The organism is Halococcus hamelinensis 100A6 (assembly GCF_000336675.1).
In the GTDB taxonomy this organism is placed as follows: Archaea; Halobacteriota; Halobacteria; order Halobacteriales; family Halococcaceae; genus Halococcus; species Halococcus hamelinensis.
This window is the reverse complement of sequence record NZ_AOMB01000003.1, coordinates 160,811-168,583: the sequence shown is the minus strand read 5'-3', so window position 1 is coordinate 168,583 and position 7,773 is coordinate 160,811. Positions and strand designations below refer to the sequence as shown.

General features: G+C 63.1%; 9 protein-coding genes and 1 pseudogene. 1 reads left to right on the top strand and 9 read right to left on the bottom strand.

The features are described from left to right. From C447_RS00900 to C447_RS00865, 8 genes and pseudogenes are all read right to left on the bottom strand, one after another. The coding region (locus tag C447_RS00900) for a metal ABC transporter permease (protein WP_193363174.1) at positions 1 to 371 on the bottom strand (371 nt) is incomplete at its 3' end. 2 nt (positions 372 to 373) lie between these two features. Next, complete coding sequence (locus tag C447_RS00895; RefSeq protein WP_007689935.1) at positions 374 to 1,327, bottom strand: metal ABC transporter ATP-binding protein; 954 nt, start codon at positions 1,325 to 1,327, stop codon at positions 374 to 376. Further along, positions 1,324 to 1,539, bottom strand: a complete 216-nt coding sequence (locus C447_RS19025; protein WP_007689934.1) for a DUF7511 domain-containing protein — start codon at positions 1,537 to 1,539, stop codon at positions 1,324 to 1,326. The genes C447_RS00895 and C447_RS19025 overlap by 4 nt, the downstream gene beginning before the upstream one ends. Continuing rightward, on the bottom strand, positions 1,536 to 2,948 hold the full coding sequence (locus tag C447_RS00885; RefSeq protein WP_394295342.1) for a metal ABC transporter substrate-binding protein: 1,413 nt from the start codon (positions 2,946 to 2,948) through the stop codon (positions 1,536 to 1,538). The genes C447_RS19025 and C447_RS00885 overlap by 4 nt, the downstream gene beginning before the upstream one ends. A 374-nt stretch (positions 2,949 to 3,322) precedes the next feature. Next, a pseudogene (locus C447_RS00880) lies at positions 3,323 to 3,637 on the bottom strand (SAM-dependent methyltransferase); the annotation flags it as partial. Positions 3,638 to 3,679: 42 nt separating this feature from the next. After that, positions 3,680 to 4,264, bottom strand: a complete 585-nt coding sequence (locus C447_RS00875) for a MogA/MoaB family molybdenum cofactor biosynthesis protein (protein ID WP_007689925.1) — start codon at positions 4,262 to 4,264, stop codon at positions 3,680 to 3,682. Next, on the bottom strand, positions 4,261 to 5,568 hold the full coding sequence (locus C447_RS00870; RefSeq protein WP_007689923.1) for a GTP-binding protein: 1,308 nt from the start codon (positions 5,566 to 5,568) through the stop codon (positions 4,261 to 4,263). The genes C447_RS00875 and C447_RS00870 overlap by 4 nt, the downstream gene beginning before the upstream one ends. Beyond that, positions 5,568 to 6,779 carry a GTP-binding protein gene (locus C447_RS00865; RefSeq protein ID WP_029602023.1) on the bottom strand — a complete coding sequence of 404 codons (1,212 nt, stop codon included), beginning with the start codon at positions 6,777 to 6,779 and terminating at the stop codon, positions 5,568 to 5,570. Before C447_RS00865 ends, C447_RS00870 begins: the two co-directional genes overlap by 1 nt. Before the next feature lie 106 nt (positions 6,780 to 6,885). On the opposite strand from C447_RS00865, the gene C447_RS00860 reads away from it, so the two are divergent. Beyond that, entirely contained in the window at positions 6,886 to 7,332 is a 447-nt protein-coding gene (locus C447_RS00860; protein ID WP_007689916.1) for a CopG family ribbon-helix-helix protein, read from the top strand. A 6-nt stretch (positions 7,333 to 7,338) separates the two neighbouring features. Here C447_RS00860 and C447_RS00855 read toward each other — a convergent pair whose 3' ends face one another. Beyond that, positions 7,339 to 7,728, bottom strand: coding sequence for a CopG family ribbon-helix-helix protein (locus C447_RS00855; protein ID WP_007689914.1), 390 nt, complete (start codon positions 7,726 to 7,728; stop codon positions 7,339 to 7,341). Between the last annotated feature and the right edge of the window lie 45 nt (positions 7,729 to 7,773).

The window sequence follows — 7,773 nt, the reverse complement described above, 5'->3', positions numbered from 1 at the left end:
TCCAACGAGAGGGTCGTGTTCAGGAACAGACCGACCGCCACGCCCGCGAAGGCGGTGTGTGCGAGCGTATCGCCGATCATCGACATCTCTCGATGAACGAGGAAGGTCCCGACGAGCGGGCCGATGATGGCGATACAGACCGCCGCGAGGTACGCCCGCTGCATGTACGGATAGCCGAGCATCCGCACGCCGAGAAGATCGCTCAGCCAGTTCATCGCCGCCCCGTAGACCGCCGTGAGAAACCAATCCAATGCGTTCGTCGCACCCGAGAGAAATCCTACTGGCGGCTCGATAGCTACCCCTGGTGCGTGAATACCGGCGACGAGCGTGCCGACGACCGCGAGTACGAAGTGTTGAGCGGGATCGAACATGGTCAGTGGCCGTGCTGGAGCACGTGCTGATCGGTCCCGTAGGCCTCCGCGAGGGCGTCGGTCGTAACGAACTCCTCCGGCTTCCCGTCGAAGTAGAGGTGGCGGTTCAAACAGGCGACCTGGGTCGCGTGCTCGGTAACGACCCCGATGTCGTGNACGAACTCCTCCGGCTTCCCGTCGAAGTAGAGGTGGCGGTTCAAACAGGCGACCTGGGTCGCGTGCTCGGTAACGACCCCGATGTCGTGTTCGATGAGGACGATCGTCAGCCCGCTGGCGTTCAGATCGCCCAGCAGTCCGTAGAACCGCTCGCGCGATTCGGCATCGACGCCGATAGTCGGCTCGTCGAGCGCGAGGAGGTCGGCCTCGGCGGCCAGCGCCCGAGCGAGAAACACGCGCTGGCGCTGGCCGCCGGAGAGTTTCCCGACGCGCCGGTCGCTCAGGTCGGCTATCCCGGCCCGGTCGAGCGCGCTGTCGATAGCCTCCCGGTCGGTTGCGGAGAACCGTCCCACGGCCCGGTGTGGATAGCGCCCCATCGTGACCGCCTCCCGAACCGTCACCGGCATCCGCTCGGTCGCCGCCGACTGCTGGGGGACGTAGCCGATGCGCTCGCCGTCGTCNCCCATCGTGACCGCCTCCCGAACCGTCACCGGCATCCGCTCGGTCGCCGCCGACTGCTGGGGGACGTAGCCGATGCGCTCGCCGTCGTCGAACGTGTGGGCGGGCTCACCGAACAGCCGCACCGAGCCTCGATCGGGACGGCGGAGCCCGAGGACGAGTTCGAGAAGCGTCGTCTTTCCCGAACCGTTCGGGCCCACGAGGCCGAGAAACGTCCCGGCCTCGATATCGAGCGTTACCCCTTCGAGAACGGGCCGCTCGGCGTACGCGAACGTAACGTCCTCGATGCTAGCGACGGGTCCGTCATCATCACCTCGGGAGGAGGGATCGGACGGACTCACTCGACTGCCCCGATTTCGACGAACGAATCGTCGTCCGCCGTGATCCACTGCGACATGAGGTCGACTCCGGTCGCGTCGGTTGGGTGGATCGTGCAGCTCCGTCGTCCGTTTTCGGCAGTCTCGACGACGGCACTCAGTTCCGACCGAGTGTCGGGAGTCGAGGACGGGTCGGATCGATCGTCGCCTGGTGTCGTCCGGGCCAGCCCCGTCATTGCGCATCGAGCGCTTTCACCAGCGTCGGCAGGTTGACCTGCTCCATGATATCGACGTATCCCCATCCCTTATTGGCCCACTGTTGGGTCTGCCCCGGAATCGGCGTGAGCGGGAGCACCTCCTTCGCGTCGGTTTCGGCGACGAGTTGATTCGCCGCCTTCTGGGATTCGAGGGGGTCGGCGAGGACGTATTCGAGGTCGTGTTCGCCGACGATCTCCTGGGCGCGTTCGATGTCCCGCGGCGTCGGCTGGTCGTCCGGGGAGAGCTCNGCGAGGACGTATTCGAGGTCGTGTTCGCCGACGATCTCCTGGGCGCGTTCGATGTCCCGCGGCGTCGGCTGGTCGTCCGGGGAGAGCTCGGTCAGCGTCTCCGCCTCGAAGCCGTACCGCTCGGCGAGGTACTGGTAGGCGTTGTGGCCCGCGACGAAGACGACTTCCTTCGATGCGCTCTCCAGCTTGGACTGGAAGCTGCCGTGGAGGTCGTCGAGACGTGACCGATACTCGTCGGCGTTGTTCGAGAACGCGTCCTCGTTTCCACCACNCAGCTTGGACTGGAAGCTGCCGTGGAGGTCGTCGAGACGTGACCGATACTCGTCGGCGTTGTTCGAGAACGCGTCCTCGTTTCCACCACTGATCTCCGTGAAACCCTGCTCGATAGTGCCGACAGCCGTCTTCGCACGGAGTGGGTCAAGCCAGAAGTGCGGGTCCATCCCGCCCGGGAGGTTGTGCTCGTGGTTGTGATGCTCGCCTTCGCTCTCGTTTTCGTGCTGCTCGTGCTCACTTTCGTTTCCGTGTTGTCCGTCCTCGCCCTTGTGGTCGTGCTGCTCGCCTTCGCTTTCGTTCCCGTGATGTTTGTCCTCACTCTCGTTCTCGTGGTGTTCGTGGTGGTCGGACTCGTTGCCAGCGCTTTCGTTCTCGTGGTGATGCCCTTCTTCTTCCTCCTCGTGGTGGTGATGATCCTCGCCGGCTTCGAGCAGATCGACATTTGAACCCGCCGTAACGACCGTTACATCTGCATTGTCCTCCTGAAGACTCGACACGAGGTCGTCCGCCCACGGCTGGAACCCCTTCATCCCGTGGACGAACAGGTCGGAATCGAGCACCGTCCCCTGTATCTGTGGTCCGGGCTCCCAGCCGTGACCGTGCTGGCCGACCGGAACGAGCGTGTTCGCCGTCGCGGCGTCGCCGGCGACCTGTGAGGCGAAGTCGCCGAAGACGAAGAACGACGCTTGTGCCGTCTTCTGCTCGTCGGACGCGTTCGACGTGCCGGAACTGTTGTTCGTTCCATTGCCACCGCTGCCGGATTCGTTACCGTTGTCAGTTCCGCTCCCGCCGAGACAGCCAGCGACGCCACCGACACCCGCCACTCCAGCACCGATCAGAACCCGCCGCCGTGTGTAGTCTTTCATCATCCTAGTTACCAATCTACTCCCACGATATAATAACAGTTGTGATTTTAGGCATTCTAGTTAATAAGCATGCGTGAGAGAAGTAGGGAGTGAACACCTCACGTCGATGAACCACTCGTGACCGGATCGTGATCACCCAGACGATGCCGATACGCTGGAGCGTGCCGTTCGATAGATGACCTGGATAACGCGTACGGAGGAGCGATCTCTGCTCGTGATTTTCGAGACGCCTCTCATCAAACGGTGGCCGAACGTGGAGTCGGCGATCGGGTCGCCGAGGCCGAGCGCATGGTTTTGTCGAGCATCGGGCGTGCCCTCACATCGAGGATGCCGAAATCATCGCGCAGCGAGACAGAGTACGAGATTGCCGAGCCGAGCGTTCGCCGGAGGTGGCCGAACGTCGAGTAGATGCAGGGGTCGCCGAGCGTGAGGAACGCGGCGTCGTTCTCTCGCGCACGCGGGGCGACCTCGTCGGCCGCCGCGCTCCACGCGGTTCGGAGTTTCTCGGGGTCGGTCGTCATCGGAAATTCGAGGTCGCTCAGCGTCGAGTCGGGAACGTACTCGGCGGCGACCCGGCGGGAGAGTCGGCCCGGGGAGTAGACGACGGCGACCGATTCGAGCACTCGTTTGCCCCGAACCGTGAGCAGGTCGGCCGCACCGGGGCCGAGTCCGCTCCCGTAGAGGGTCACGCGGCACACCTCCGCGGCGGGGACGAGAGGGGCTCTACCACGTCAGCCATCGTCGCTCCCGCTCGTGTGTCGTGTCGCGAGCCCGGCGAGATGTGGTGCCTCCGCGGCGATGATCTCGCTGGTCGCGAGCCGAACGGCGTTCTCGCTTCCGGGGAGCACGAACACCGGCACGTCACGGGCGATGCCCGCGGTCGCGCGGGTCGAGACGACTCGCGTCCGCACCTCCTCCCAGGAGAGCCACCGGAACGCCTCGCCGAACCCCGGGAGTTCGCGGTCGAAGAGCTCCCCGACCGCGTCCGGGGTGACGTCGTCGACGGTCACGCCCGTCCCGCCCGTGGTGATGACGATATCGGCATCCGAGCAGTCCAGCAACTCGCTCACGGTCGTCTTGATCCGGACGTAATCGTCCGGGATCAGTTGGCGAGCAGTGACGACGTGGTCCGCATCGGCGAGGATCTCGGCGATGGCGTCGCCGCTGGGATCCTCGGGATCGGGTTCGTCGTCGGCCCCGCGGGACGACGAGACCGTCACGATGGCCACACCAAGCGGGTCGATACGGTCGTGACCGTCGGCATCGGCTGTCCGTCGGTCCTCGATCGCCGGGAGCTCGGGGTGAGTCCGGCTCACTCTCGCCCTCCGACGACGAGCCGCTGTTCCATCGGGGGCTGGGACTGCTCCATCGTCCCTGGGAATGGGTTCTCGAACCGCTCCCACTCGTCGTCCGCCGCCAGCTCCGCGTCCGAGAGCAGGCAGTCGTCGAGCGTCTCGGCGATGCCGGCTTCGTCCATCCCCGCGCCGATGAAGACGAGTTTCGTCTCTCGGTCACCCCACTCCTCGTCCCAGTGGAGGTCCGACCGCGACTCGCGGTAGGACTCTTGTCGGAACGAGGGCAGCGTGGCCGCCCAACGACCGTTGACGTCGACGTGGGTCTCGACGCCCGCCTGACTCAGGTTGAGCGCGTAGCGCTCGCGACCCGCGACCCAGAGATGGCCCTTCGCGCGGACGACGGAATCGGGGAACGAGCGAAGCCAACCGTGGAACCGCTCGGGATGGAACGGCCGGTGGCGCTCGTAGACGAACGACTCGACGCCGAACTCCTCGGGCGGATGGAGGTGGTCGTGATGGTCGTCGTCGTGACCGTGGTCGTGCCCGTGGTTCTCGTCGTCTTCGTGCTCGTGAGCATGGTCGTCGTGTCCGTGATCGCCGTGACCGTCGTCAGTGATGATCTGTTTCCAGCGTGCGGCGTTGCTCGCCGCCTCCTCGTCGAACTGTCCAGTTCCGAGGATCCGGTCCGGGTCGACAGCGCTGTTGGTCGCTCGAACGATCTCCACGTCCGGGTGGAGCGTGTGGATGACGCGTTCGACCGCTTCGCACTCGGCCTCGGAGACGAGGTCGCACTTGTTGAGCACGAGGACGTCACAGAACTCCACCTGTTCTGCGAGCAGGTCCGAGAGCGGCCGCGCGCCGTCCTCGGCCGGCGTCAGGGGCTCGTCCTCGACGAACGCGCGGTGGAACTGCTCGGCGTCGACCACGGTGACGGTGGTATCGAGGTCGTAGAGCGCGGAAGCTCGTGCGGGGGAGACGAACCGGCCCGCGATCGGAACCGGGTCGCTGATCCCCGAGGCCTCTATAACGAGGAAATCGAACGCCTCGTCGAACGCGAGCCGCAGGAGCTCCTCATCCAGTTCGTCTTGGAGCCCACAGCAGATACAGCCATTCGAGAGCTCCGTGACGCCGCCGTCGTCCATCGAGAGGTCCGAACCGCTCTCGATGAGGTCGGCGTCGACGTTCACCTCGCCGACGTCGTTGACGAGCACCGCGATGTCGTACCGCTCGCCGCCAGCGGTGAGGAGGTGGTTGAGCAGCGTCGTCTTTCCTGCCCCGAGGCCGCCGCTCAGGAGCGTGACCGGGGGCTGGTCGTCGCCGCTCATCAGTCGTCGGCCAGCGCCAGCTCACGCTGCTCGTCGGGACCGAACGGGTCCGAGTACCTGCTCCAGTCCTCGTCCATCTCTGTCTCCGAGAGCAGACAGTCGTTCATCCGTTCGACGAGCGAACTCTGGTCGAATTCGCGGCCGATGAAAACCAGTTCGACACCACGGTCGCCCCACTTGTCGTCCCAGTTCTCCTTTATCCCGGGTCGGGCCGCGAAGTAGCGCTCCTGTTCGGCCTCGGGAAGCCTGGCGAGCCACGTCCCGCTGGGGCCCGCTCGAACCGACTGCCCGGATTTGTCCATCCCCATCGCGACGTCCTCGCGACCCGCCGACCAGAAGAAGCCCTTCGCGCGGATCACGCCATCAGGGAGGGTCGCGAGGAAGTCGGCGATCCGCTCGGGGTGGAACGGTCGATTGGCGTCGAAGACGAACGAGGTGACGCCGTGTTCATCCGCAGCGTCCCCGTGTTCGTGGCCGCCCTGGAGCTCGCGCTTCCAGCCGGCGGACTGGCTGGCGTGTCTGAAGTCGAACCGACCCGTGTTCAGGATCTCCGTCGGGTCGACCGCGCCGTGTTCCGTGCGAATGATCTTCGCCCGGGGCTGGAGCGCCCGTAGCACCGCCTCCATCTCGTCGAGTTCCTCATCGGGAACGAGGTCACACTTGTTCAAGAGAAGGACGTCACAGAACTCGATCTGGTCCATGAGTGCCTCCTCGGGGACGCGCTCGTCGTTGGGTTCGACGGTATCGTCGGTGAGCGCCTGGCCGGAGTCGAAGCCCGTCCAGAAGCTGTGGGCGTCGACCACGCTGACCATCGTGTCGAGCTCGTACACGCCAGTCGGATCGAACTCCGCGTCCTCGAAGCCGCGGGCGAACGTCTGGGCGACCGGGATCGGCTCGCTGATACCCGAGGGTTCCACGAGAAGGTAGTCGAAGTCGCGGCGCTCGGCTATGTCGCCGAGCTGGTCGAGCATGTCCCCGCGAAGCCTACAGCAGATACAGCCGTTCGAGAGTTCGATGACCTCCTCGTTCTCCTCGGAGAGTTCGGATTCTTGCTCGACGAGGTCGGCGTCGATATTCACCTCGCCCATATCGTTAACGACGACCGCGATGTCGAGTCCGTGATCCGTGTTCAGGGCGTGATTCAGGGTGGTCGTCTTGCCCGCCCCGAGACTTCCGCTCAGTATCGTGACTGGAATTGGACGTTGACTCATCTGTTGTCGCCTTGATTATGAACCTTAGACCACTTAATGCTAATTATTACGCAAACTCTCATCTAGTCATAACAAGATATACAACCCATCGCTGAGAGGAGACCATATGTCAATCGTCAGTATCTCGATGCCAGAAGAACTCGTGACTAGGCTTGATGAATTCGCGGATGACCACGGCTACTCCGGCCGGAGCGAAGTCGTTCGGCAAAGTGCGCGGAACCTGCTCAGTGAATTCGAGAACGAACAAGAGGAAAACGAGGAGTTAGCGAGTGTCGTGATCGCTTTGTTTGATTATGGACTATCGCATGTTGAACAACAATTGATGCAGCTCCGCCACGAACACAACAACCTCGTTGTCTCGAACGATCACTGTCACACAAACGGACCCTACTGTATGGAACTGTTCGTCCTTGACGGCTCCATGGAAGATATATCGACGTTCATACGGAAGGTGCGTGCGGTTTCCGACATCGATTCAGTCGATCATCTCCTCGTCTCTCCGGACAAAATACCGCCAATCACGGCTGAAAGCGAACACCCTCTCGTCGGGTGATAGAGGTTATACTGTGTGCGTCAGCGTGATGTTCACTCGATTCACGTCGTCGAAATCCCGGAGGGCATACACCAGTTCACGTATCTGGTTCGCTGCGCCGCGACAGAACAACGTCTCAAGACACCACTCCCCTTCATGGATGTGATTCGTCGTTGTGATAACGTCCTGGAACTCGTGTTGGACGTCGTGGAGTGCCCTGATAACCGGCTCGTAGGTGTAATCGAAGTTTATCATCGCGACGACCGTTCCATCAACGGCTTCAAGACGCACGTGTGATTCGACGTACTCCTGCATCGCTTCCCGGACACCACGCGAACGCGACTCCAACCCCTCGGATTGCCACGTTTCGTCGAATTCCGCAACGAGATCGTCGGGAATACTGAAGCTCGTTCTCATCAAGTTGCTAATCTAGTCTATAGATATGTGAGTCTTTAGTATCGC

Coding starts and splice junctions, on each gene's coding strand:
- C447_RS00870 (WP_007689923.1), bottom strand. CDS start 5,568: ATGAGCGGCGACGACCAGCCCCCGGTCACGCTCCTGAGCGGCGGCCTC.
- C447_RS00855 (WP_007689914.1), bottom strand. CDS start 7,728: ATGAGAACGAGCTTCAGTATTCCCGACGATCTCGTTGCGGAATTCGAC.
- C447_RS19025 (WP_007689934.1), bottom strand. CDS start 1,539: ATGACGGGGCTGGCCCGGACGACACCAGGCGACGATCGATCCGACCCG.
- C447_RS00860 (WP_007689916.1), top strand. CDS start 6,886: ATGTCAATCGTCAGTATCTCGATGCCAGAAGAACTCGTGACTAGGCTT.
- C447_RS00865 (WP_029602023.1), bottom strand. CDS start 6,779: ATGAGTCAACGTCCAATTCCAGTCACGATACTGAGCGGAAGTCTCGGG.